Source organism: Enterococcus sp. LX10 (assembly GCF_023539285.1).
GTDB lineage: Bacteria > Bacillota > Bacilli > Lactobacillales > Enterococcaceae > Enterococcus > Enterococcus faecalis.
Window position 1 is genome coordinate 1,042,506 of sequence record NZ_CP092784.1, and the last position, 23,713, is coordinate 1,066,218.

General features: G+C 35.7%; 22 protein-coding genes. 18 read left to right on the forward strand and 4 right to left on the reverse strand.

What is annotated here, in order from left to right; translation table 11 throughout:
* The first annotated feature begins 6 nt into the window (after nt 1-6).
* The 6 genes from walK to MKZ30_RS05065 all read left to right on the forward strand — a co-directional run bounded on the left by walK (nt 7) and on the right by MKZ30_RS05065 (nt 6,870).
* A complete protein-coding gene (gene walK, locus MKZ30_RS05035) occupies nt 7-1,836 on the forward strand; it encodes a cell wall metabolism sensor histidine kinase WalK (protein WP_002419179.1) in 1,830 nt (609 codons plus the stop codon).
* Nucleotides 1,833-3,143, forward strand: a complete 1,311-nt coding sequence (locus tag MKZ30_RS05040) for a YycH family regulatory protein (RefSeq protein ID WP_002382169.1) — start codon at nt 1,833-1,835, stop codon at nt 3,141-3,143. Before walK ends, MKZ30_RS05040 begins: the two co-directional genes overlap by 4 nt.
* Nucleotides 3,143-3,997: a two-component system regulatory protein YycI gene (locus MKZ30_RS05045; RefSeq protein ID WP_002365516.1), complete on the forward strand. Its 855-nt coding sequence runs from the start codon at nt 3,143-3,145 to the stop codon at nt 3,995-3,997. The genes MKZ30_RS05040 and MKZ30_RS05045 overlap by 1 nt, the downstream gene beginning before the upstream one ends.
* A 56-nt stretch (nt 3,998-4,053) precedes the next feature.
* Complete coding sequence (locus MKZ30_RS05050; protein ID WP_002357943.1) at nt 4,054-4,860, forward strand: MBL fold metallo-hydrolase; 807 nt, start codon at nt 4,054-4,056, stop codon at nt 4,858-4,860.
* 210 nt (nt 4,861-5,070) lie between these two features.
* Nucleotides 5,071-5,985 carry a permease gene (locus tag MKZ30_RS05060; RefSeq protein WP_002357942.1) on the forward strand — a complete coding sequence of 305 codons (915 nt, stop codon included), beginning with the start codon at nt 5,071-5,073 and terminating at the stop codon, nt 5,983-5,985.
* A gap of 18 nt (nt 5,986-6,003) precedes the next feature.
* Nucleotides 6,004-6,870, forward strand: a complete 867-nt coding sequence (locus MKZ30_RS05065) for a TIGR03943 family putative permease subunit (RefSeq protein WP_033600720.1) — start codon at nt 6,004-6,006, stop codon at nt 6,868-6,870.
* 52 nt (nt 6,871-6,922) lie between these two features.
* On the opposite strand, the gene MKZ30_RS05070 is transcribed toward MKZ30_RS05065, so the two are convergent.
* Nucleotides 6,923-7,423, reverse strand: coding sequence for a threonine/serine exporter family protein (locus tag MKZ30_RS05070; protein WP_002382172.1), 501 nt, complete (start codon nt 7,421-7,423; stop codon nt 6,923-6,925).
* A 5-nt stretch (nt 7,424-7,428) separates the two neighbouring features.
* Complete coding sequence (locus tag MKZ30_RS05075; RefSeq protein WP_002357938.1) at nt 7,429-8,181, reverse strand: threonine/serine exporter family protein; 753 nt, start codon at nt 8,179-8,181, stop codon at nt 7,429-7,431.
* Between the two features lie 435 nt (nt 8,182-8,616).
* On the opposite strand from MKZ30_RS05075, the gene ireB reads away from it, so the two are divergent.
* The 4 genes from ireB to MKZ30_RS05095 all read left to right on the forward strand — a co-directional run bounded on the left by ireB (nt 8,617) and on the right by MKZ30_RS05095 (nt 10,996).
* Nucleotides 8,617-8,886, forward strand: a complete 270-nt coding sequence (gene ireB, locus MKZ30_RS05080) for a regulatory phosphoprotein IreB (protein WP_002357937.1) — start codon at nt 8,617-8,619, stop codon at nt 8,884-8,886.
* The gene (gene ruvX / locus MKZ30_RS05085) at nt 8,883-9,305 is read left to right on the forward strand and encodes a Holliday junction resolvase RuvX (protein ID WP_033600719.1); all 423 of its coding nucleotides are present in this window, start codon (nt 8,883-8,885) and stop codon (nt 9,303-9,305) included. Before ireB ends, ruvX begins: the two co-directional genes overlap by 4 nt.
* Nucleotides 9,306-9,342: 37 nt before the next feature.
* Complete coding sequence (locus tag MKZ30_RS05090) at nt 9,343-9,648, forward strand: DUF1292 domain-containing protein (protein ID WP_002357933.1); 306 nt, start codon at nt 9,343-9,345, stop codon at nt 9,646-9,648.
* 499 nt (nt 9,649-10,147) lie between these two features.
* Nucleotides 10,148-10,996: a helix-turn-helix domain-containing protein gene (locus MKZ30_RS05095; RefSeq protein ID WP_002382173.1), complete on the forward strand. Its 849-nt coding sequence runs from the start codon at nt 10,148-10,150 to the stop codon at nt 10,994-10,996.
* Between the two features lie 72 nt (nt 10,997-11,068).
* Here MKZ30_RS05095 and MKZ30_RS05100 read toward each other — a convergent pair whose 3' ends face one another.
* Both MKZ30_RS05100 and MKZ30_RS05105 read right to left on the reverse strand, forming a co-directional pair.
* Nucleotides 11,069-12,238, reverse strand: a complete 1,170-nt coding sequence (locus tag MKZ30_RS05100) for an NAD(P)-dependent malic enzyme (RefSeq protein ID WP_002382174.1) — start codon at nt 12,236-12,238, stop codon at nt 11,069-11,071.
* A 31-nt stretch (nt 12,239-12,269) separates the two neighbouring features.
* Complete coding sequence (locus MKZ30_RS05105) at nt 12,270-13,595, reverse strand: 2-hydroxycarboxylate transporter family protein (RefSeq protein ID WP_002357930.1); 1,326 nt, start codon at nt 13,593-13,595, stop codon at nt 12,270-12,272.
* A 147-nt stretch (nt 13,596-13,742) separates the two neighbouring features.
* On the opposite strand from MKZ30_RS05105, the gene MKZ30_RS05110 reads away from it, so the two are divergent.
* From MKZ30_RS05110 to MKZ30_RS05145, 8 genes are all read left to right on the forward strand, one after another.
* Nucleotides 13,743-15,293 (forward strand): Spo0B domain-containing protein, encoded by a 1,551-nt coding sequence (locus tag MKZ30_RS05110; protein WP_033600718.1) that lies wholly within the window; start codon nt 13,743-13,745, stop codon nt 15,291-15,293.
* Nucleotides 15,274-15,966, forward strand: coding sequence for a response regulator (locus MKZ30_RS05115; protein ID WP_002419173.1), 693 nt, complete (start codon nt 15,274-15,276; stop codon nt 15,964-15,966). The genes MKZ30_RS05110 and MKZ30_RS05115 overlap by 20 nt, the downstream gene beginning before the upstream one ends.
* Nucleotides 15,967-16,150: 184 nt before the next feature.
* Nucleotides 16,151-17,494 carry an NADH peroxidase gene (locus MKZ30_RS05120; protein ID WP_010816435.1) on the forward strand — a complete coding sequence of 448 codons (1,344 nt, stop codon included), beginning with the start codon at nt 16,151-16,153 and terminating at the stop codon, nt 17,492-17,494.
* Between the two features lie 185 nt (nt 17,495-17,679).
* Entirely contained in the window at nt 17,680-18,345 is a 666-nt protein-coding gene (locus MKZ30_RS05125) for a WxL domain-containing protein (RefSeq protein WP_002419172.1), read from the forward strand.
* Nucleotides 18,332-19,360: a WxLIP family cell surface protein gene (locus MKZ30_RS05130; protein WP_002382180.1), complete on the forward strand. Its 1,029-nt coding sequence runs from the start codon at nt 18,332-18,334 to the stop codon at nt 19,358-19,360. The genes MKZ30_RS05125 and MKZ30_RS05130 overlap by 14 nt, the downstream gene beginning before the upstream one ends.
* Nucleotides 19,361-19,376: 16 nt before the next feature.
* The gene (locus MKZ30_RS05135; RefSeq protein WP_002366500.1) at nt 19,377-19,721 is read left to right on the forward strand and encodes an EF2685/EF0750 family sortase-dependent surface protein; all 345 of its coding nucleotides are present in this window, start codon (nt 19,377-19,379) and stop codon (nt 19,719-19,721) included.
* Nucleotides 19,714-21,825 carry a MucBP domain-containing protein gene (locus MKZ30_RS05140; protein WP_002382181.1) on the forward strand — a complete coding sequence of 704 codons (2,112 nt, stop codon included), beginning with the start codon at nt 19,714-19,716 and terminating at the stop codon, nt 21,823-21,825. The genes MKZ30_RS05135 and MKZ30_RS05140 overlap by 8 nt, the downstream gene beginning before the upstream one ends.
* 187 nt (nt 21,826-22,012) lie before the next feature.
* Nucleotides 22,013-23,476, forward strand: coding sequence for an AcpB/EbpR/MafR family transcriptional regulator (locus MKZ30_RS05145; RefSeq protein WP_002382182.1), 1,464 nt, complete (start codon nt 22,013-22,015; stop codon nt 23,474-23,476).
* Nucleotides 23,477-23,713 lie beyond the last annotated feature (237 nt).

The following is a 23,713-nucleotide window of genomic DNA, read 5'->3' on the forward strand; positions in this document are numbered from 1 at the left end:
TCAGGTATGAAGAAAAAAGTTCACTTTTTTCAATCTGTTAATTTTAAGATTGCTTTATCATTTATTCTGCTGTTACTGATTGCGATTCAAATCATTGGTGGCTATTTCATTCGTGAATTGGAAGCCACTACAATTTCCGATTTTAAGAAAAATATGGATTCTCAGGTTGTCCAATTGTCAAATACGTTAAGTACGCAGATGAGCAACAAAGATCTCGAACGTAGTGATGTTGATGCAAATTTAAAAAAAGCGTTATCGGATTTTTCAAATGCAGATATTTCTGAAGCGAGAATTGTCGATGATAAAGGGATTATTCGGGCAACCAATGATTTAAATCAACAAAATATTATTGGGAAAAAGAATGATTATCGTGATTTAAATGACTTTACGAGTAAAAAATATCAAGCTTTAGATAATGATAAACGCGTGTATGTGAATGTCCAGCCGATTCAATCGCCTACTGGAGAAACAGTGATTGGTGTCCTTTATGTGAAAAGTAATTTAGAAAATAAATACCAAGAAATTACCAACACAGCAAGTATCTTTTTCACTGCTTCTATTATTGCCGCAGCAATCTCGATTATTGTGACCTTACTGATTGCACGATCAATCACGAAGCCGATTGGGGAAATGCGCGAGCAAGCCCTTCGAATCGCTCGTGGTGATTACGCTGGAAAAGTAGAAGTCCATGGAAAAGATGAATTAGGCCAATTAGCAGAAACATTTAATCAATTATCAGAACGGATTGAAGAAGCACAAGAAACAATGGAAGCAGAAAGAAATCGTTTAGATAGTGTCTTAACGCATATGACAGATGGCGTCATTGCGACGGATCGCCGCGGAAAGGTGATTACGATTAATGAAATGGCCCTTTCATTATTAAATGTAAAAAATGAAAATGTGATTGGGACCTCGTTATTAGAGTTGTTAGATATTGAAGAAGACTACACATTACGGAAGCTGTTAGAAGAGCCAGATGAACTGCTGATTGATCGCTCAACGTCTGATCGTGAAGAAGACCAAATGATTATCCGGGTAGACTTTACGATGATTCGTCGGGAATCAGGATTTATTACTGGCTTAGTTTGCGTACTTCATGACGTCACAGAACAGGAAAAAAACGAACGGGAAAGACGGGAATTTGTTTCCAATGTCTCTCATGAGTTGCGAACGCCTTTGACAAGTATGCGTAGTTATATAGAGGCTTTAAGTGAAGGGGCTTGGGAAAACCCTGAGATTGCGCCGAATTTCTTAAAAGTCACGTTAGAAGAAACCGACCGGATGATTCGTATGATTAATGATTTGTTAAATTTATCTCGGATGGACTCTGGGAATACACATCTTCAATTAGAGTATGTGAATTTTAACGAATTGATTAATTTTGTCTTGGATCGCTTTGATATGATGATTGAAAATGAGCAAAAAAATTACAAAATTCGCCGTGAATTTACTAAACGCGATTTATGGGTAGAGTTAGATACAGACAAAGTAATTCAGGTTTTAGACAACATTTTGAACAATGCGATTAAGTATTCGCCAGATGGTGGCGTCATTACCTGCCGACTAGTTGAAACACATAATAATGTCGTCTTTAGTATCTCGGACCAAGGTTTGGGCATCCCTAAAAAAGATCTCGGGAAAGTCTTCGAGCGTTTTTATCGTGTGGATAAAGCACGTGCACGAGCACAAGGTGGGACTGGTTTAGGTTTAGCAATTTCTAAAGAAGTAATTCGGGCCCATAACGGGAGTATTTGGGTGGAAAGTACAGAAGGTGAAGGATCGACTTTCTATATTTCACTACCATATGAACCTTATGAAGAGGATTGGTGGGAATGATGAAATTATCAGAATGGATTACAAGAATTGGCTTGATTTTGATGGTCATTTTAAGTATATATTTTTCAGTCAATATCTGGCTGAATTCTGCCAAAAAAATACCAGAAATGAAGTCGGGAAGCCAAGTCACAACAGCTGTCAATGAAAAAGCCATTGGCGATGTCTATTTACCTTTGCAATTGATTCGAATAACTGATGGAAAAGCGATGCAAAGTAATCGTGAAACATTAATTAGTAATGTTCAAAATGATATTAAAATGGCTACGTTTGGTAAATTGACACAAGTTGTGACAAAAAATGCAGAGCAACTTAAGCGCTACAATCAAATGGACCAAGGTATTGAACTTCTTTATCAAGGTCCCTTTTTAATCTCGGACTATGCTTCGATTTATAATCTATCCATTAATTTTACTAACTTTAATGAGTTGACGGACCAGTATTTTACGAAAATTCAATTGGATTTTAACGAAAATAAGATACGTTTTTTAGATTATGACCAAGCCAACGTCTATGAAGCGCCCATGACTGTCAATAAGGCGCGCTTACTGGGAATTATCAATAAAGAGGGATTGCAATATCAAGACGTTTCCGAAAATACGCTAACCAAACAAGGGCAATGTTATTTAACCAATGATATGAAGTTGAAAAAGTACAGTTATATTTTAGCTTCGCAACCAGTTACTCGTTTTAGGAATGCTTTTTTCAATGAAACGGAAGATATCCAAACCAATGAAGACAGTCAAGACTTAACCTATACGAGTAAAGAAGAACGATTGTTTGCAGAAGAAAAACTGGGAAAAATCGATTTTAAAGGGACCTTGCCAGAAGAGAATAAACGGGATTCAATCTATAATCAAAGCTTTTCTTATGTAAAACGTTTAGGAACCAATATGGGGAATTTACGTTACTTTGATCGAACGAAAGATAGTGTCAATTATCGGACTTTTGTGGAAGGTTTCCCAGTGTTCAGTAATGATTTAAAAGGCCAAGTGGATATTCGCATCACGAACAACGATGGTGCTGCGCCAAGCGTAACCATTAACACAAGTGTGAATACGATCCAAGTGCCGATTCCTTCAGAAGAAGAAGTGACGCTGGAAAGCACGGAAAAATTGATTAAGCGTTTAGAAACGGCTGGTGCTAAAAAGGAAAAAATCCAATCGGCTGTTATCGGTTATACGTGGCAGACAATTGAAGAAGTCAAACAAGTCGTTGATTTAAGTCCGGAATGGTATGTCCTTTATAACAACAATTGGTACACTGCAACGGACTTGGTAAAACAATTACCAAGCTTGGAGGTGGGCTAATGGATTTTAAACGAATTGAGTGGATTTTCTTCTTAGCATTTTTAGGATTAAATATCTTTTTATTTGGAATTTATCGGGAAGGTCAACAAGAGGAGAGCAACGTCTCTTCTTCCAGCCAAACAGAATCGATTGAAAGTCGGTTGGAAAAAGATAACATCTCGTATAAAGGGACACTTTCTTCAGAACGATTGGAAGGCTATTATTTAAGTGGCGAACAAACCAATTTTTCTGCTGCTTTAAAAATCCAACGTGAAAAGAATAAAAACTTTTTGAGAAATGGGCTGCAAATTGCGGATAATACTTTAACGAGTGTGCCTAGTAAAAACTATTTTATTGATCCTAAGAAAATTGATAAAGATTTAAGTACCTTTTTAAATGAAAAAAATGCTTTATTATTCGGAGACGAATATCAATACTTACCAGAATTTTCTCATTTAAAAGAGCCGACGGCAGAAATTGTGGCTGCACAATCATATAAAGGAATTCCCTTTAGAGACGACACGGCAAAATTAAGTATTTTAGCAGATACGTCAGGTGAATTATGGAAAATTAGTAAATATTCGCAAACGCACATTGAAAATATTGAAGAGTTACGAGACAAAACGGATTTATATTCCAATCGTGATGCGATAGACACGCTCTATATGAATAACCGGATTCCTAGTAATTCCAAAATAACATTCATTAAATTGGCCTATTCAAGAATTTATAAAATTCGTGAGAAAAATGTATACGTTCCAGTCTGGTTTGTAGGAATTTCTACTGGTGAAGATTCAGTTGAAATTGAACAGGTGAATGCCGTAAGTAATACCATCATCACAAATAATACTGTGCCAAAGGTGGAAAAACATTAAGGTCCGTTGTATAATGAAACACGTTAATGTTGTAATGTAGAAGGGAAGAGTTTTAAATGGATTCAGAGTTTGCTTTTAATATCAGTGTTCTTGCCAGTGGCAGTACAGGCAATTCCCTTTTTATTGAAACCAACCAAAAGAAAGTATTAGTAGATGCGGGTTTAAGTGGCAAAAAAATCACTTCACTGTTAGCAGAAGTCAATCGCAAACCAGAAGATTTAGATGCGATTTTAGTTACACATGAACATCGGGATCACATTCACGGCGTTGGCGTGTTAGCGCGAAAATATAAGTTAGATGTCTATGCTAATGAAAAAACGTGGCAAGCGATGGATCCCATGATTGGCAAAGTCGATGTCGCTCAAAAACATATTTTTGAAATGGGCAAAGTTTTGACCTTGGGAGATATGGACATTGAAAGTTTTGGTGTCTCACATGATGCGATTGCGCCTCAATTTTATCGTTTTCATCGCAATAATCGTTCCTTTGTTGTTCTAACGGATACAGGTTATTGTAGCGATCATATTCGTGGTACGATTGAAAATGCAGATGCTTATTTAGTTGAAAGCAATCATGAAATTGAAATTTTGCGAGCAGGACCTTATCCATGGAGTCTTAAACAGCGGATTTTAGGAGATAAAGGCCATTTATCCAATGATGATGGTGCTCTTGTAATGGCGGATGTGTTAGGTGATAAAACAAAACGCATTTATTTAGGTCATCTTAGCAAAGAAAATAATACGAAACTTCATGCGCGAATGGCAATGGAGTCTACTTTGAAGCAAAAGGATTTAGGCGTCGGTGAAGCATTTAAGGTATATGATACAGACCCCGATTCAGCCTCAGAGTTATTTCAAATTTAGAATAATGGTGGTTTATCAGTTTTTGAGCGTGGAGCAAAAATCCAAAGTGATTTTTGTCCCATGCTCATTTTTTGTTCTTTTATCTAGTTGGTTTGACAGAGACATTGGTGATAATACTTTTAAACTCTTAGTTAATTTTTTGACAAATACTTGTGTTTGTCTGGTGTTAGGAGTATAGTTAACTAGATTTTTACTAGTGGGAGGTCTATGATGTTTCAATTTTTACCAAACTCTGTTTTACAGATGAGCACTATTTTTCTTTCGATTATTATCGAAGCATTGCCTTTTGTCATGTTAGGTTGTTTGATTTCAGGCGCTTTACATGTTTTTTTAACACCAGAACGAGTAAAAAAAGTGTTACCTAAAAATAAATTTTTATCAATTTGTGTAGGGAGTTTCCTAGGGTTTTTCTTCCCTTCTTGTGAATGCGGGATCGTACCCATTGTGCATCAATTTGTTAAAAAAGATGTACCAACACATACCGCTTTTGCTTTTATGTTAACGGCACCAATCATTAATCCAATTGTGCTATTTTCAACATACGTAGCCTTTAGTGGCGCAACAAAATTTGTGATTTGGCGAGTTTTAGGCAGTATGATTGTCGCGTGGGTTATCGGCATTTGGTTAGCTTATTTTCGAAAAGAATCAATTTTAACAGAAAAAGAGTTGGCGCAGATTAAAGAAGAGCAGGTTGCTCATACGCATGAACACGTTGATGAAGCTCGTTCATTTTGGAAAAACGGCTGGTCAGCGTTAACCCATAGTATTGATGAATTTTTTGATACGGGTCGTTATTTAATTTTTGGTTCCTTGTTGGCAGCAATCATGCAAACCTATATTCCAACTGGTGCACTTATGCAACTGGGCCATTCAAAAATTTTAGCGATTCTAGTCATGCTAGTCATCGCTGCTACTTTATCACTTTGTTCAGAAGCAGATGCATTTATTGGTTCTTCTCTTTTGAGTTTGTTTGGCACAGGACCAATTGTCGCCTTCTTAGTTTTTGGTCCAATGGTAGATATTAAAAATTTATTGATGATGAAACGTTATTTTAAAATGTCATTCATTGTACAATTTGTTTTGATAGTGGCGCTTGTCGTAACTATTTATGCGGCAGTAGTTTAGAAAGGAGGCCTACAATCGATGATACGATTTATTATTTTAATTGGATATATGGGGTTGATGATGTATCTTCAAATTTCAGGTGAGCTGAACCAATATATCAATATTCATTATAATTACTTAGCTGTTTTATCAATGGTTTTAGCTTTTATTATGGCGATTGTTCAATTGATTTTGTGGAACCAAGCAGATCCATCAATGCAAAAAAAACATGAAGACATGCACCATCATGGGGGACATGAACATCATGGCCATCAGCATAATTTGGAAAAACCCAGCCAAAGAGGGCTTGCCTATTTACTACTTTCTTTACCGTTGATTGTTGGCTTATTATTTCCGACAGTTAGTTTAGACACAACAATTGTTGAAGCAAAAGGCTTTAACTTTCCGGTAAGTAAAGAATCAGTAGGGGATCCTGATATGCAAACGCAATATTTGAAACCTGATACAAGTATGTATTTCAATAAGACGGATTATGATAAGCAGATGGCAAAAGCCATGAAACAATATGATGGCCAATCTGTGATTTCAATTACGGATGAAAACTATTTGGAAATTATGGAACTAATCTATAATTATCCAAGTCAATTTGCAGGAAAAAGGATTTCTTATAAAGGCTTTGTCTATAATTCAAAACGAGAAGAAAGTGTTGACCAATTTGTTTTCCGTTTTGGGATTATTCATTGTGTCGCTGATTCTGGCGTTTTTGGCTTGTTGGTTCATTTTCCTGAACATACGCAATTTCAAAACAATGATTGGGTAACGATTACCGGCACGGTTGAGTTGTCCTATTATCCACCGTTTAAACGACAAATACCAACTATGCAAGTGGAGAAAGTCAAAGCAGATCAAGCACCAAAAAATCAATATGTCTATCGTTCCTTTTAAAAAAAGTTGGTTGCTTCCTTATCAAAATGGAAGCAACCAACTTTTTTGCTATCTATTTTTTAATTTTGTTGCGCTTACGACGAATAAAACCCAAAGATTCTCTTTTTTCCCGAAAGCTGCGGATATTCTGATTGAAAACCTCAGAAGCGACTAAGCCTAACGCAATTGCCCCAGCAATCATTACAGCTTGCACGGTAAAATAGGCGCCTTTTTCATAATTGCCAATTACGATATTCCGAACAGCTTGATAAGCTAAGCCACCAGGTACCAATGGAACAATACCAGGAATATTAAAAATCGTGACAGGCATTTTCAATATTTTTGAGAATAGGTAGCTTACTGCCGCAACACCGACAGCACCGATGAGGGAACCTAATGCCGCATTTCCACTAAAAACTTCAACGATTACCCAATAAAGCATCCAGCTCACGCTACCAGTTAGACCACAAGCCACCAGTGATCGTCGAGGAACATTAATAATAATCGCAAACGCCGCAGAAGCTAAAAAACTAAAGATAAATTGTACCAAAACGATTCCTAGCAAGTAAGTCACTCCTTTTAATAGAAAAGTTGAAAGACAAAAGCAATGCCAAAACCAATCATTCCTGAAGTCATTAATGCTTCAGTCCCACGAGAAACACCCGATAAGTAGTGTCCGGCTAGCAAATCGCGAAGAGCATTGGTAATTTGCACACCAGGCACTAAAGGCATGACACAACCAATGATGATTAAATCTTGTGATTGTCCGAGTCCCAATTTGACTGAAAGGATAGCGGCTGCACCAATGAACAGCGAAGCTAAAAATTCAGATAAAAATTTAATCTTGAGAAACTTTAAACTAAAATAATAAAGACTATAGCCGCAACCACCAATCAGAAAAGTCAAGAATAAATCGGACCAGACGCCACCAAAAAGAATCATAATCGTAGCGCTGACAACGGCCGCACTAACAATGCGTGCGCTAATTGGAAAATGTCGGTGTTCACTATCAATCACTTTTAGTTTATTCAGTAACTCCTCTAAAGAAAAATCACCAGCCACATAAGCACGAGACAGCTGATTCACACGAGAGATTTTTTCTAAATCAATGCCACGTTTCATTACTTGAACCATACGAATCGTGGAAGTTCCATCTATGCCAACAAATAACCCAGTTTGTGTCACATAGCTAACCATTCGATAGTTGCCAGAAGCAAGCGCAATTCGGCTCATTGTATCTTCAACACGGTACATTTCTGCATCGCTTTCTATCATAATTTTACCAGCTAACAAACAGGTTTCTAAAAGTAAATCCAAATGAGCAGGAGTCATTGAGCAAGCCTCACTTTATGTATTTTCTTCTAGTGTACTACAAACGAACCAAAAAGAGGAAATAAATAACAGCTGCAATCGAAAATTTACATCGTAAACAGATTGTTAGCGAATTGTAACATTAAAAGGCTGATATTATTTAATCATAGATATTTAAAAGTTTTCAAAAGAAAAACGTCGATTTTTTCACAAAATGAATTGAAGGGAAAGGTGATATTCTGGCGATTTAGCAGAGCTTTATTCTTGTTTTATAAAGTTGTGTATTTGTTTTTATAATTTTAAAATTATCGATGGCTGTCATTTTTTTACGAAGCCTTTATTAATAAAAGACTAAGAAATAACAAAAAAGAGAGAAGGAGAAGAAATTTTGTTTGTAGTTTCGGTTCTTTTCTAGTAAAATGAAATTGTATAAAAGTAGAAGTGAGGTGTAGTAAAATGGGTTTTACAGACGAAACAGTACGCTTTGATTTTGATGATAATCGAAAAAAAGCAATCAGTGAAACGTTAGAAACCGTATATCGGGCATTAGAAGAAAAGGGATACAATCCTATTAACCAAATAGTAGGGTATTTACTTTCTGGGGACCCGGCTTACATTCCTCGTTATCAAGATGCTCGAAACTTAATTCGTCGTCATGAACGTGATGAAATCATGGAAGAATTAACCAAATATTACTTAGCGAACCACGGAATCGATATCAAATGAGGATCATGGGGCTAGATGTAGGTTCACGGACAGTCGGTGTGGCTGTTAGTGATTTATTAGGTTGGACAGCGCAAGGCATCGAAATTATTCGCATCAATGAAGAGGAAGAGAACTTCGGCTTTGAGCGATTAGGTGAATTGGTGAAAGAATACGAAGTCACGAAATTTGTCGTAGGTTTACCGAAAAACATGAATAATTCCATCGGTCCTAGAGCTGAAGCATCTATGGCATATGGTGATAAGATTCAAGAATTATTTCAATTACCTGTTGACTATCAAGATGAACGATTAACAACTGTCCAAGCAGAGCGTTTCTTGGTGGAGCAAGCAGATACTTCCAGAGCCAAAAGAAAAAAAGTGATTGATAAACTAGCGGCAGTAATGATTCTACAAAATTATTTAGATGCACATAGCCGATAATTATCGAGCTTTGAATACATCAAGGGAGAGAAGAAGAATGACAGAACACAACCACGATCATGATCACGAAGGACATGAACACATTACTTTAGTAGACGAACAAGGAAATGAAACATTATACGAGATCTTACTAACTGTTGACGGTCAAGAAGAATTCGGTAAAAATTATGTTTTATTATATCCAGCAGGAATTCCTGAGGATGAAGATGTTGAATTGCAAGCTTACTCATATGTGGAAAACGCAGAAGGTACAGAAGGTGATTTACAGCAAATCGAAACAGACGCTGAATGGGATATGATTGAAGAAGTTTTCAATACATTCATGGCTGAAGAAGAAGAGTAAAACTGTAACGAGAGAAGCGCTACTTCTCCTATTGAGAAGTAGCTTTCTTAATAATAATTGTTATAATGTACATGTTGTTTCTATCATAAGATACTATCACTATCATTGAGTGTGGTGGATAAAGAAGGACAGCATTGTCTAGTTTTACAAGATGTTGTAAAAACGTAACATCCTTGTAATGACGTTAATTTGGTAACTATCTAGCATAATTTATAATTTGTGTTATACTAAGTGTGAGGTTTCAGAAATACTGTTAATTTTATAATATTAAATAAAAAATGGCTCCACCTACTGGCATAGGTAGAGCCGTCAGAAATTCAGTTAAACAAACACGTAATTATTGGTGTGGCGCATTGCCACGAACTGAAATTCCAGTTAATAAAGCAAGTAAATCAAACATATATTTCACCTCCTTTATTATGATAGCTTCATTATAACATTATCTGTAAAATGATGGTATGTTTAATACAAAAAAAATAGAAAGATTGGAGTTTTGACTGTGAGAGTAGCGGGAGAAAAAATCAAAACAGCGCGTAAAAAGAAAAAATTATCGCAAGCTGAATTGGCAAAAGGAATTTGTACACAAGCAACAATTAGTAACATTGAAAACAAAAATGTGTGTGACAGTTTAGACATTTTCTCATCTGTATGTCTACGTTTAGACTTACAAGTGGAAGAATGTATCGAAGGTTCTAGTGAGAAAAAACTCGAAAGCTTATTAAATAAAGTAGAAGAATTATGCTTTTACTTTAAGCACGATGAAGCCTATGATTTGTTGAAAGACTATCCAGATGATATCGAAAGTTCAAACAGAATTTTAGAAACAAAATTTTTCTATTATAAAGGAATTACGAGTTTATTAGGTAAGAAAAATAATAGCGAAGCATTGTTCTATTTACATCGTGGTTCTGAAATTAGTCGTGATATTAATATTTATAATATTTTGAGCATGAATGCGATTGGTATTTTATATGAATTAGAAGATGATATTGAAAAAGCAAAAGTTTATTACGATAAATCTTTACAATTGCTAAGCGAATTCAAATTAGATTATCCATTAGAGCAATGCCGTATTTATTATAATACCGCAAAATTCTATTCATTAATTAAAGACTATGCAAAGAGTATTGAATTAAGTGATAAAGGAATCGAAATTAATCGGACACACAGTTCTATTTACTCTTTAGATTGCTTATTATACGAAAAAGCGTTTAATAAACAAATGCTAGGACTAGATGCTGTTGAAGATTATCGTATTGCGTACTACTTTACACGTTTCTTTGAAAATAAAAAATTACTTGCTTATATTGAAAAAGATATGCAAGAGTTTAATATCAGTTTTAAATAATAGATTAGCGTTTCAGATTTTAAAAAGGAACAACTTAACTTCAGAGGAGTTAGGTTGTTCCTTTTTCTCTTTTTAATTTGTTTCTTTGACAGCGTTACGGACGCTTTCGGCGACGACTTTTGCGACTCCTTCTTGGAATGGATCGGGAATAATATTGGTCGGCGTGAGTTCATTATCGGGAATCAATTTTGCAATACCTTTGGCAGCGGCAATTTGCATTTCAATCGTAATCTTTTTCGCCCGAGCATCTAAGGCACCGCGGAAGATACCAGGGAAGGCCAACACATTATTAATTTGATTCGGAAAGTCACTACGACCAGTTCCGACAATATAAGCGCCTGCCGCTAAAGCTTCATCAGGAAAAATTTCAGGAACTGGGTTAGCCATTGCAAAAATAACTGGCTGCTCATTCATCTGTTGAATCCACTGGGGTTTTAAAACACCTGGTGCTGAAACACCAACAAAGACATCAGCGCCTTCAAGAGCAGTAGCTAAATCACCAGTACGATGTTCCCGATTGGTTAGCTTCGCAATTTCTGCATGGTGTGGTGGCAGAGCTGTATCTGTTTCGCTCAGAATCCCTGTACGGTCAACAATGATAATATGTTTTACGCCAGCAGCTAAAAATTTTCTTGTAATTGAAAGACCAGCGGAGCCACCGCCGTTGATTACCACATGAATGTCCTCTATTTTCTTGTTGATTAATTTTAAGCTGTTGTACAAAGCCGCTAAAACAACAATCGCTGTCCCGTGTTGATCATCATGGAAAACGGGAATATCTAGTTCATCGATTAAACGCTGTTCAATTTCAAAACAACGAGGAGCGCTGATATCTTCCAAGTTAATCCCCCCAAAGGTTGGAGCCAAAAATTTCACTGTTTGGATGATTTCTTCAGTATCTTGTGTATCTAAAACAAGGGGAATCGAATCCACACCAGCAAAGCGTTTAAACAATGCAGCTTTTCCTTCCATGACAGGCATCGCTGCTTCAGGACCAATGTTACCTAAACCTAAAACTGCTGAACCATCACTGATAACGGCGACGGTGTTTTTCTTTGTTGTTAATTCGTAGGCGCGTTCTTTTTTTTCATGTATGGCAGAAGAAACAGCTGCAACACCTGGTGTGTAGGCAATTCCTAAATCTGCTTTTGTTTCAATCGGAACTTTAGGACAGACTTCTAATTTTCCCCCAAATTTTTTTGCTTGCTCAATCGCTAATTCTTTTACATCTTTTGTTGACATATCATTTTCCTCCTAAATAATTCACTTATGGTTAAAAAAGCATTCTAAAAATAGCAGTCATTGTTATTACTGTAATGGCACCGCCTAAACGTGTCGCAACTTGTGCAAACGGCATTAAGTTCATTCGATTGGCTGTACTTAAAATAGCCACATCGCCAGTCCCACCCATACCACTCTGACAAGCGGAGACAATGGCAGCCTCGACGGGATTCATATTCATGAAGCGTGAAACGAAAAATCCTGTAGCAATAACAGTGAAAACGACACTAATTACCACAACAAAATATTGCCAGCTAAGCATTCCTACGACATCTTTTAAAGGAATATATAACATACCTAAGCCGACCATTAACGGGAACGTAAAATTGCCAGAGATAAATTTATAAAGCTGTTTTGATCCGCGTTGGGTTTCTTTCGGTACTACATTTAAGTATTTTAAAAAGGCTGCGACAACAATCATCAAAACAGGACCAGGAAAGCCTGTTAAGTGTTGCAATAAACCGCCTGTAATAAATAAGGTACATGCAATTAAAACACCAGCGCCCATTAATTTTACATCAATTGGTGCTTTGTCTTCTTCTAAAGCATCACTTAAATCATCTGAATTGGTAATTTTAATCAACTGACCTTGTCCAGAAAGTTCAGGGCGTTTTTCTCCTAAACGACTAAGTAAACCAGAACACATAATAGCAAAAAAATTACCAATAATGGTTGCGGGAATTAATTGCCCCACTAATTGTTCACTTGGCAATCCAGTAATGGCACTATAACCAAGGGATAAAGGAAGAATACCTTCACCGATTCCACCAGCTAAAACAGGAGTGACGATATAGAAAAGGCTATGTTTCCAACCGAGACCTAACAGCGTTCCAACAAGGGTCCCAACACCCATTGCTAAAATCATTCCTAATGCCATCGGGACAATCATGCGCATTAAACCTTGGACTAAAATTTTGCGGTTCATTCCAAGGATACTTCCACAGACCAAACATGCAATATAGAAATAGAGAAAGTTTGCTTGTTTCATTAAAATATCTGTTGAGTCTAAGACATTTTGGTTGAGTAAATTGAAAAAGACCATAATAGATGGTACTAATAAAGATAAAATTGCGGGACCGCCAAAATGTTTCAAAATAGGAATATTTCCACCAATTGTTCCAAGTAACCAACCCATTGTTAAAATTACGGCAAAACCACCTAACATATTGACTGGTAGTTGTTCTAATAGAGCCGTAACAAGAATAATGCTAGCTGTTACAAGATAAACAGGTAACGTAACCGAACCAATCCTCGTTTTGGTTAATTTGTTGCGCCAATCTGTTTCGTTAGCAGCTGTTGCGTGCAATTTCTTTTCCATGCTATTTCCTCCTATAACTTTAATCTATATTCATCATAATGTAAACGTTTTCTGTGGAGTAGATTATTTAATTAATTTAACTAAAGAAAAGTTTTTTAACCAAATCTTCCTATGCTATACTTTATTTGAAGAGAAAAGAGGGATGGAATGAAGCGTGGCGGGAAATTATGGTGCTTCTTATCAGTGATTTTTATTGCAACATTAATTATTATGATTACTTTCTTTTACGGAGTAACGACGGTCCAAACAATTAAAGAAGTTCGTAAAAACCAAGAGCAAGCACTTTTAGCCGTCGGGGAACAGTTGGCTATTGAACCGAATGTTATTGAAGCCTTAAAGAATGATCACTATTCAGATGAATTGGAAGCGTATACGGTTCGTTTAGGTGAAATCCATCAGTTGGATTTTATCGTGATTATGAATATGCAGGGGATTCGTTTAACACATCCTGATCGCCAAAAAATAGGTAAGCATTTTGAAGGTGGCGATGAAGTGCGAGCATTAAAAGGGGAGGAACATTTGTCTGTTAGTCAAGGGAGTTTAGGAGAATCATTACGAGGTTTTGTCCCAGTCTATGATCAAGGAAAACAAATTGGGGTTGTGGCAATGGGCATTAAAATGACCTCGCTTTCACAATTGATTGAACGAACAAAAAATGATTACACAGTGAGTGTCCTTTTAAGTGTTGGTTTTGGCTTTATATTAGCCATCGTGGTTTCTTATTATTTAAAAAAACAACTTCACGATTTAGAGCCAAGAGAAATTGCTCGTCTATTAGAAGAGCGAAACGCCATGCTTGAGGAAACGAAAGACGCAATCCTTGTGATTGATACCGATCAAAATATTTTATTAGCAAATATTGAGGCGACTAAAATGTATCATAATATAACAAATAGTGAAGAAAATTTACTAGGAAAGAAACTTTCAGCATTGGTTTTATCTCCTGAAAAATTAGTCGTACATTCAAAAACAGAGCAATTCTATCGTCAAAATGGCCAGGATTATTTCGTCTCAATCGCCCCGATTAATGTCCGTAAAAAAACAATTGGGCATGTTATCTTTCTGAAAAATGCGACGGAAACGTTTATTGTCGCAGAACAGCTTGTCAGCACAACGACATATGCTTCGGCATTACAAAGTCAATCACATGAATTTATGAATAAGATGCATGTTATTTATGGCTTAGTCGATTTAGAAGATTATGAGGCGCTAAAACATTATCTGGCCGATTTATTGAAACCAGAAAAGGAATTTGCACAGCGCTTAGCTATTTTGGTTAGGAATCCTATTTTAGCAGGTTTTTTAAGTGGGGAAAGAATCAAGTTTGCAGAAATTAAAACACAATTAGCTATTGAAATTTATCCAGAAATTCCACCAAATAAACGAGATGAAGATACACAAAATTTGATTGCTATCTACCGTTATATTCATCGTTTCCTGATGGAACAACTGTTACCAGAAGAGATCATTGAAACCATTGATTATCAGCCAGGAAGTTTGACGACGACTTATTCGTTTGCTTATCCAAAAGAACAACTGGAACGCTTTGAACAAGAGTTTTTCACTTCTTATTTGGCAAGATTATTAGAGAATGCGGAAGCGACATTGACTTGGGAAAACCAACAAAACAATTGGCTTGTCATTCGCATAAATGTTCATTACGAAGGAGCAGAGGAAAATGAACCTATTGATTATTGAAGACGATCCTATGGTTGCATATATACATCAAAAATATCTTGAAAAATTAATTCACCAACCTACTATTTTTACGGTTGCAACAATTGCTGAAGGTCTACAACTAACGAAAGAAAAACAACCAGCACTTGTTTTATTAGATGTTCATTTAAAAGATGGCAATGGCTTGACCTATCTGGCAACAATTAGAGATGAAAAAATTGACACAGAAGTTATCCTGATTACGGCTGCCAACGAGTTGGAAAATGTTAAACGAAGCTTACATTTAGGCGTTTTAGACTATTTAGTTAAACCCTTCTCTTTTGAACGATTTCAACAAAGTATCGAAAACTATCAGAAAAAAGCTGCTCAATTCACGCTGGAAACGGAGGAGCTTTCGCAAACAAAAGTGGACCAATTGTTTCATTCTTCACAGACAAACGCACGTAAAAATGAACAAGATCTTCAAAACCTATCCTTAGAAAAAGGACTAACACAAGCAACATTACAACTATTGTTAAAAAAAATAGACGAATTTACCGACTATTTTACGATTCAAGAATTATCAGAAGCGAGTCAGCTTTCACATGTTTCTGTTCGCAAATATGTGTTGTTTCTAGAAAAAAATAACCTTTTAGAAAGTAAAAATAGCTATTTAAAAGTGGGGCGTCCCTATCAATCGTATCGGAGAATTTAGTATTTTTTATTTTTTAGTAAATAAAAAAGTAATTGAAAAGAGGCTAAATACAGCGGATACTCCTTTTTATTCTCATTTAAAGAACTTAATTGAGAATGGAAAAGAGGATATTACTTGTTATTTTTTGAGAATATATGATATTCTTTATTATGTAAGAAATAATATTATATGGGAGGAACGAGCGATGAAAGTTATTGTTTTAGGATCATCACATGGAGGTTATGAAGCGGTAGAGGAATTACTAAATCTTCATCCTGATGCAGAAATTCAATGGTATGAGAAAGGTGATTTTATCTCATTCTTGTCTTGTGGCATGCAGTTGTACCTAGAAGGAAAAGTGAAAGATGTTAATTCTGTTCGCTATATGACTGGCGAAAAAATGGAGAGTCGTGGTGTGAATGTCTTTTCTAATACTGAAATTACAGCGATTCAACCAAAAGAACACCAAGTGACAGTGAAAGATTTAGTGTCAGGTGAAGAACGTGTTGAAAATTATGATAAATTAATCATCAGTCCCGGAGCTGTCCCATTTGAATTAGATATTCCAGGTAAAGATTTGGATAATATTTACTTGATGCGTGGTCGTCAATGGGCCATTAAATTAAAACAAAAAACAGTAGATCCAGAAGTCAATAATGTGGTTGTGATTGGTAGTGGTTATATTGGGATTGAAGCTGCCGAAGCATTTGCAAAAGCCGGTAAAAAGGTTACTGTTATTGACATTTTAGATCGTCCATTAGGGGTATATCTAGATAAAGAATTTACAGATGTTTTAACAGAAGAGATGGAAGCTAATAATATTACCATTGCAACTGGTGAAACAGTTGAACGTTACGAAGGCGACGGTCGTGTGCAAAAAGTCGTTACAGATAAAAATGCGTACGATGCTGATTTGGTCGTTGTAGCAGTTGGCGTCCGTCCAAACACTGCTTGGTTAAAAGGTACCTTAGAATTACATCCGAATGGCCTAATCAAGACGGATGAATACATGCGGACAAGTGAGCCAGATGTATTTGCAGTAGGGGATGCTACGTTAATTAAATACAATCCTGCAGACACAGAAGTAAATATTGCTTTAGCAACGAATGCTCGTAAACAAGGTCGCTTTGCTGTGAAAAACCTAGAGGAACCAGTTAAACCTTTCCCTGGTGTTCAAGGATCTTCTGGCTTGGCCGTCTTTGAATATAAATTTGCTTCAACAGGGATTAACGAAGTCATGGCTCAAAAATTAGGAAAAGAAACAAAAGCGGTGACAGTAGTAGAAGACTACTTGATGGACTTTAATCCAGACAAACAAAAAGCTTGGTTTAAATTAGTGTATGATCCTGAAACAACACAAATTTTAGGCGCTCAATTAATGTCGAAAGCAGATTTAACTGCAAACATTAATGCTATTTCATTAGCGATTCAAGCCAAAATGACGATTGAAGACTTAGCCTATGCGGACTTCTTCTTCCAACCAGCGTTTGACAAACCTTGGAACATTATTAATACAGCGGCTTTAGAAGCGGTGAAACAAGAACGTTAATAAAAACAGACAAGAACGATGCTGAAAAATAGTATCGTTCTTTTTGTATATTTTCAAAAAAATAACAACGCACTTTTACTTTTTTTCTAAAACAAAGAATTTTTTTACTCTTACTAAAATTTCAAAATGATGTAAAAATAAAAGCAGGTCGCAAGTGACCAAGAAATTTTAGGAGGAATTTTAGAATGAAAAAACAAATTATAGCAAGTGTTGCATTAAGTGCACTAGCAATAAGTATTGCGGGACAAGCAGTTTATGCAAATGAAGCAAACTTACAAGACACGCAAGCTGATGTAACTTTAAAAGCAGGTTCTGGGAAAGATGTCAAACCTGTCGTTGATCCAACAGGCGATACAGATGAAAATCCAGCTACGGGCGCAGAAGGCGCGTTATCAATCCCATACGCTTCAAGTATTAGCTTTGGTGAACAAGAAATCCAACAAGGGGATGCCACTTACTTTGCACAAAATGAAAAACCATTTGTCCAAGTTAATGATACTCGTGGAGGTGCAGAAGGCTGGGCACTATCCGCATCCATATCAGAATTTAAAGGTGTAACAAATCAAAACGTCTTAAAAGGTGCACAATTAACCTTGGCAAATGGTCAAGTAACTACAGAAAGTAACCAATCAGAAGCACCAACAATTGCATCAAATAGTTTAACACTAAATGATTCACTACAACCAGTAATGTCAGCTGAAAAAGGCAAAGGTGCAGGCGCCTGGGCTGCCTTATTCCAAGGGGAAAAAGGTAAAAATGAAAATGTAAAACTTTTTGTACCACGTGCAGGTGTTGAAGCACAAGCCTACACAGCAACGATTACATGGGGTTTATCTGATGCGCCAGCGTAAGACTTTAAAAAGATGGGGAACTTTTATTCCCATCTTTTTTCTTAGTTTAGTTAGCTGGTTGGTTCTGTGGTCTGCACCGGCTTCTGCTGAGGAAAATCAGATTAATTTTGAAGCAGAAGCTATTTTACCAGAAACCCAGCAATCTTCCGTCAGTTATTACGATTTGAAAGTCTCCCCTGGAAGCACACAAGAGTTTAAATTACGCTTGAAAAATGTAAGTGATCAACCGATTAAAGTGCGTGTCGATGCAAATAATGGGCTGACCAATAAAAATGGCGCTTTAGACTATTCGCAACATGGAAAAAAATTATTAGGTAGTCCTACATTTGAAGAATTGATTTCGCCGTCACAAACAGTCGAATTACAAGGAAAAGAAACAAAAGAAGTTTCATTTCAATTAAATGTCCCTAAAAATGGTTTTGAAGGAACGATTTTAGGTGGATTTTATTGTTATGAATTAACAGATGGAAAAGAGAAGGAAATAAAAGGATTTAGTTTAACGAATAAATTTGCTTACACAATCGGAGCAAAACTTGTTGTTGAAAATAAAAAAATGGAACCAGCATTTCAGTTAACAAAGGTGAAACCAGGTTTAGAAAATGGTTATTTAACACTGTTCGCGACAATTGAAAATACAGAACCAGTTTTAATGAGCCAATTGAAAATGAACGCCTTTGTTACTAAAAAAGGAAAAAGTGAGAAAATTCGTGAGTTATCAAAACAAATTTCTGTGGCACCACGTAGTCAATTTGAACTTCCAATTAGTTGGAATGATGAAGCCTTAAAAAAAGGTTTATATGAGTTGACGATTCAGTTGGAAGATCAAAACAGTAAAAAGTGGACATTGAAAAAAGCGTTTGAAATTAAAGGTGAAGATGAAAAATTGAATGAGGAGGCAGTCAAAGTCACCCGACCTGCTTCGAATATTCTTCTGTATCTTGTGATAGGAAGCTGTATCTTAATTATTTTGGCGTTATTTATTTATATTTTAAAACTACGCCAAAATAAATCATAAATAGGGAGGCTTTAAAATGAAAAAAAGAAGTGGGTATCTTGTGTTCATGCTAGCACTCTTTTTTTTAGCAAGTGCTAATAGTGTACATGCGCAGCAAGTAGATTCAGAAGTAGGCATAACATTTTATCAGAAAAATTATAAGGATCAGGTAGTGCCTTTTGAAAAAATAACCCCAGTTAATGAAGCCAAACAACCCAATCGAGAAACGATTAACTCTGATAAAGGATTAATCAATCAACTTTTACCCAATACGGGAGAAAAACAGCAATTGGAATTACTAACTATCGGTTTACTTCTTATAAGCATCATCCTGTTTGTAGTGGCTCGAAGACGAAAGAAAGGATGGAAAGCAGATGAATAAGATTGCTAAAACCTCATTCGTTTTTATAATCACGTTGATTGGGTTTGCTTTAGGACCGCAAATTGGTGAAGCAACTGAGTTAGTCAAGAAAATTTCAAATCACACAAAATTGTCTGATTATGGTTACTTTAAGGCCTTGCCAGGTGTCTATACGCCAGCTTCCCATACTTTTGTCATGCAATCTGGGGCAGAAACAGAAGTCATTCCACTTGAAGGCAATGTGAACAGTAGTCAATTAACAGTTGATGAAAATTCTCCTGCAGGGAGTGCCATGATTCGTAATGTGGGATGGTATCAAGGGAAAAAGGTCAGCATTAAAGTTTCACTGTTGAAAAATTTGTCAAATCGAGCGGGGGGAACAATCTTTTTTGAAAAAGAACGTTTCTTAACACTATCTCTCCTTGGAGATGTGAAAGTGACATATGAATTTTTTGACGAAGAAAATCAACCGATACAAGTAACAACAGCAGTAAATACTTATGACTTGAGTAAAAAATACTATTTTGGCGTACAATTTCCTCTTCAATCACTCTATTCATCTAATCCAACCAATATTTTTTCTAGAACATGGAATGATGAAAGTGGTGGTTATTGGGTAACTTATCATAACGAAACGGAAACCGATGCCATCAATAGTCAAAAGCAACAGCTACAAATTTTAACTCGACCAAAAGAAAAATTAACCTTTATTTATCGAAATTGGAATAACAATCAGCCATTAGAAATTCCTTATCGTACAGACTTTGTGGCAAAACCTGAGTTTGGCGGGGCCTTAGCAAATTCTTTAACGTTAGAGAAGCCGCAACCTGTTAGTGAATTAAAGGCCCAACAAATCATGCCGAATGTTGCAGAGGATCGTAAATTAAGTAATTTAGAAGTACGTTTTAACTTAACAAATCTCTTGCAATCACAGCAATACGAGCCAGGTAATATCAACATTCAAAACTTTAATGGTGAAGATGTAACGGCTTTGTTCTCACAAGAGATGCAAGGCGAAGAATTAGTATTGACTGCCTTACAACCACAAGATAGCCGGTTAACTGCCACGACTTTACTTTATACAGTCGCCGTGAAATGGCGTGAAGATGCCCAAGCAGTAGATAATCGTTTCATTGATACAGAAGGAAATCTGACATTACCTTATACAATCCAAACAAAGGCCACCAATAGAGATAAAGTGTTTAATCAAGCGACCGAAGGCATGTTGAAAGTGAATTATAACAGCAAAGTGAATCTTCTTTTTGTCGACGAAAATAATCAACCATTGAAAGAGCCAATGAGTCAGCCAGGTATTTTAACACAAGCATTTGATGTATCATCTGAGTATCCTGAAATCCCTGGATATTATCCAGTTAAAAATCCAGTGGAACAAGATCAAGGAACGTTTAAACAAGAAGAACAAACAATCGTTCATCGGTATCGTAAAAATTTGGAATTTCAATTGAAAAATTCAGGAGAGGCAATACCGGTTTCTCGCTTTACTAAAGAAGCTGAGGTGGCGTATTCTTTAAAACACGAAGCAGGAAAAACGATTCGCGTAATGGCACGTTTCGGTGGAGAGGAACAATTAGTAAAAGAGTATCCAACAGCACCAGAGACTGTTGGCGATCAAGTGAAAATGATGATACCAGATAATTGGCTTGACCAAGAAGTTGAATTTTACGCAATGAATGAAACTGGACAAGTTTCAAATAATGAAAAAAAGATAGTCAGTCTGGAAAAGGGGCCGCAATTAAAATTACCTAACGTTCTTTCTTTTGGACAACAAGAAATCCCTGTAAAAGATAGCTATGTCAAGTTGCCACAAGAAGCAGAACTGGCTATCACTGATGAAAGCCAGTTAGATAAAAGTCAATGGAAAGTCAAAGTTAAAATGCAACAAATGATGAAAAATCAAAATAATCAAACATTGTCAAAAGGTTTAAGCTTTATTAAAGAGGGCAAACGGACACCGATTAATGACGTCGAACAAACTATTGCTAGTGGCAGTGGAAGTCAAATGTTGAATTTAGCAAATACATTTGAATTAACTTTAGTTCCAAGCGATGTCGCGGGTAGCTATCAAGGTCAATTAGTTTGGAACTTAGAAGATGCCCCTATTTAAACCTAGATAAAATTTCCATTAAACATGACTTAACAATTGAATCAATTGAAATCAAGCACAGGTGCTAAGGAACTTCTTTAGCACCTGTTTTTTTGGGGGCAAAAATTTACCTCTTGCAAAAAGAAAGTCGTATAATTAATATGACTAAGTTATTTATAAAAATTTAGAAATACAGGAGGTTGATAAAGTGCATACATTTTTAACGAAATCTTCTCAAAAGAAAATTCGTCTATTTAACTATCTCTTAGAAAAAAACAAGTGGCGAACCATTGCAGATTTAAAAGACTTACTGAATGTTTCTTCAAAATCTATTCTATTGTATGTAGAAGAATTATCAGACATTTTTAAACAATTTAATGGGAAAATTGTACTGAAAAATGAAAATAATCAACGATTTTATATGTATAAAGATGCTAATTTTCCTATCTATAATGTTTACTTGCATTACTATCGTCAATCTTATAATTTCAATTTGATTGATTATATGTACAAATACCCAGACAGAAATTTAGAAGACTATGCAGATGCGCAATTTACAAGTGTTTCGACTGTTTTTCGGTATGCCAAATTATTAGTAAAATATTTTAAAAGATATCAAATGACCTTTCATACGTTCTCTTTAGAACTAGAGAATCAAGAAAGCATGAGTCGTTCTTTTTATTATTATTTTTATTGGCAATCTTCACGTACAGGTGACTGGCCATTTACGATTTCTGAAAAGTTGATTAAACAATATATTGAACAATTTGAAGAGGTATACGATATTGAATTGTTACGTTTGCCGAAACGAATTTTTTCTTATTGGCTAGCAATTGTATTAGAACGTGCACCACAAAAAAGAGTGGAACTTTTAGATGAAATTAAACAGGTAGCTGATTCTGATAAAGCTTTTCCTTTAGTAAAAATGTGGCTGAAGAAGTGTAACTTATCGCTGCCTGAAGAAGAGATCTATTTTATATATCGAATTATCTACTCGTTTGGAGTGATTGATGGTAATCCTCGCTATGAAGTTAGTCATGCATTAGCACATAAATTGCATCATACTACGTCTTACCAAGCTGTATTGCTATTAAATAACCTCACGCAAAAAGACTATCAATTTCAATTGGATTTGTCAGATTCTGAATTAATTTTTAACTTTGTGGCATTCCACGAGCGAAGTCAATTCTTTTTCGGTAATACTGATTTATTTTTCAATCAGTCTTATATTAATGAAATTAAAAGACAAAATACGGAAATAGCCCAACTGATGGAGAACTTTCATCGAGATTTGCAAGAGCAGGCAACAAAAGAGGTCAAAGAAATTTTAAAAAATTGGGAACAACTTTTCTTAAACTATTACTATGTTTTAGATTATTATGATTTATTGTTAAAGAAATTGACGCCCATTAAGATTTTAATTGCAGACGATTTACATCATACTCATCGATTATGGTTGATGAATAAAATAAAAAATTATTTTGGTAAAGCTTATCCCTTGGCTTTTTATGATTATGAAGTAGATGCATCTGAAGTCGATTTAGTGATTTCTAACTATTATTTTGATACAAAAGGAACGACTTTACTACTGATGAAAAATATACCAACAGAACGCAACTGGCGGAATTTAGAGAAAATTCTTTATAAAATAACCCACTGCAATGATAAATAAAGCTACTTTTTTGCGAGCTTTACATTTTAAATTAATAACATATCGACTACTATTAATTTTGTTTACTTACAAAAGCAACATTGGCTAACAGAAAATTTTAGTCAGTTTAGAAACAGCGCTGAAGGATAATTGCCGGCGCTGTTTCTTTTATTTTTTTTCCAAATAGCGGATTTTTTTACACTAAAAAATGATTATTTTTCTTGCTATGCTAGTAATTGAAAGTATAGAAAGGAGCGG

Coding starts and splice junctions, on each gene's coding strand:
- walK (WP_002419179.1), top strand. CDS start 7: ATGAAGAAAAAAGTTCACTTTTTTCAATCTGTTAATTTTAAGATTGCT.
- MKZ30_RS05040 (WP_002382169.1), top strand. CDS start 1,833: ATGATGAAATTATCAGAATGGATTACAAGAATTGGCTTGATTTTGATG.
- MKZ30_RS05045 (WP_002365516.1), top strand. CDS start 3,143: ATGGATTTTAAACGAATTGAGTGGATTTTCTTCTTAGCATTTTTAGGA.
- MKZ30_RS05050 (WP_002357943.1), top strand. CDS start 4,054: ATGGATTCAGAGTTTGCTTTTAATATCAGTGTTCTTGCCAGTGGCAGT.
- MKZ30_RS05060 (WP_002357942.1), top strand. CDS start 5,071: ATGTTTCAATTTTTACCAAACTCTGTTTTACAGATGAGCACTATTTTT.
- MKZ30_RS05065 (WP_033600720.1), top strand. CDS start 6,004: ATGATACGATTTATTATTTTAATTGGATATATGGGGTTGATGATGTAT.
- MKZ30_RS05075 (WP_002357938.1), bottom strand. CDS start 8,181: ATGACTCCTGCTCATTTGGATTTACTTTTAGAAACCTGTTTGTTAGCT.
- ireB (WP_002357937.1), top strand. CDS start 8,617: ATGGGTTTTACAGACGAAACAGTACGCTTTGATTTTGATGATAATCGA.
- ruvX (WP_033600719.1), top strand. CDS start 8,883: ATGAGGATCATGGGGCTAGATGTAGGTTCACGGACAGTCGGTGTGGCT.
- MKZ30_RS05090 (WP_002357933.1), top strand. CDS start 9,343: ATGACAGAACACAACCACGATCATGATCACGAAGGACATGAACACATT.
- MKZ30_RS05100 (WP_002382174.1), bottom strand. CDS start 12,238: ATGTCAACAAAAGATGTAAAAGAATTAGCGATTGAGCAAGCAAAAAAA.
- MKZ30_RS05105 (WP_002357930.1), bottom strand. CDS start 13,595: ATGGAAAAGAAATTGCACGCAACAGCTGCTAACGAAACAGATTGGCGC.
- MKZ30_RS05110 (WP_033600718.1), top strand. CDS start 13,743: ATGAAGCGTGGCGGGAAATTATGGTGCTTCTTATCAGTGATTTTTATT.
- MKZ30_RS05115 (WP_002419173.1), top strand. CDS start 15,274: ATGAACCTATTGATTATTGAAGACGATCCTATGGTTGCATATATACAT.
- MKZ30_RS05120 (WP_010816435.1), top strand. CDS start 16,151: ATGAAAGTTATTGTTTTAGGATCATCACATGGAGGTTATGAAGCGGTA.
- MKZ30_RS05125 (WP_002419172.1), top strand. CDS start 17,680: ATGAAAAAACAAATTATAGCAAGTGTTGCATTAAGTGCACTAGCAATA.
- MKZ30_RS05130 (WP_002382180.1), top strand. CDS start 18,332: ATGCGCCAGCGTAAGACTTTAAAAAGATGGGGAACTTTTATTCCCATC.
- MKZ30_RS05135 (WP_002366500.1), top strand. CDS start 19,377: ATGAAAAAAAGAAGTGGGTATCTTGTGTTCATGCTAGCACTCTTTTTT.
- MKZ30_RS05140 (WP_002382181.1), top strand. CDS start 19,714: ATGAATAAGATTGCTAAAACCTCATTCGTTTTTATAATCACGTTGATT.